The organism is Campylobacter concisus UNSWCS, from assembly GCF_000466685.1.
Lineage (GTDB): Bacteria > Campylobacterota > Campylobacteria > Campylobacterales > Campylobacteraceae > Campylobacter_A > Campylobacter_A concisus_A.
Window position 1 is genome coordinate 1 of the sequence record NZ_ANNG01000092.1, and the last position, 498, is coordinate 498.

General features: G+C 42.0%; 1 protein-coding gene. It reads right to left on the minus strand.

The window, feature by feature from the left end; all coding sequences use genetic code 11:
* On the minus strand, positions 1-498 hold a 498-nt coding region (locus UNSWCS_RS10885; RefSeq protein WP_035144069.1), incomplete at both ends, for a retention module-containing protein.

Genomic DNA, 498 nt, shown 5'->3' on the forward strand with positions numbered 1-498 from the left:
TTGCCGTCATTATAACCGCCGATTGAGTTTTCTGGAGCTTGAAAAGCCCTGCTTGAATCAGGTAAATTTCTATAATCATCAGTAATGTTTGAGTAGTGACCACCCTCTTCAAAGCTAGCAGCACCTAAGCTTACACCATCTCCACCAGCTCCAGCTGCTGCGTTACCACCTGCTGCTGTCTCTTCAAGATCTGTGATGTTTGCGCCATCAAGAAGTGCTTTTTGGATAGCGCTTACATCAGCTACGCTATCGTCACCAAAGCTCTCATTATGAGCTACGCTCTTGTCTAAATTTAGGGTATCTTTTCCGATGATCGCAATGTCTTTGCCATCGTTTGCAGTTATGACTACTTTTGAGTCAATATCAGTTGTTTGTATAGTCTCACCAAGAAAAATTTCATCGCCTACTTTTAACACTCTTTGTGTGCCGTCCTTTGCAGTTGCGATTACATTTGATCCTTGTGAGATGCTTTTTATAATGCCGATTTTGTTTGACATG